This is a genomic window from Pseudovibrio flavus (assembly GCF_009711345.1).
Lineage (GTDB): Bacteria > Pseudomonadota > Alphaproteobacteria > Rhizobiales > Stappiaceae > Pseudovibrio > Pseudovibrio flavus.
The window spans coordinates 1-290 of the sequence record NZ_SMMA01000039.1 but is presented as its reverse complement, the minus strand read 5'-3'; positions in this window follow the sequence as shown (position 1 = coordinate 290).

The window sequence follows — 290 nt, the reverse complement described above, 5'->3', positions numbered from 1 at the left end:
ACTCCGAACTCCGAACTCCGAACTCCGCACTCCGCACTCCGCACTCATAGTTGCTGGCATTTGCGCTGCGCTACAAAGGCTTCGTCCGGCGCACGCTCACTCACGGATGTGTTTTGTAGGTGTATTTACCTGCTTAAACGGCATCTTTTTCCCCTCTCTCTATTATGTGTGATCGAATTCCCTTGCGTCTTGAATTCGATACAGCGGAAAACTCCGCGGTCCGAAACCATTTCTTGTAATTTTTGAAAAGGTTAAGCGGCTTTGTGTTTGTGATTGATGCTTTGCGCACA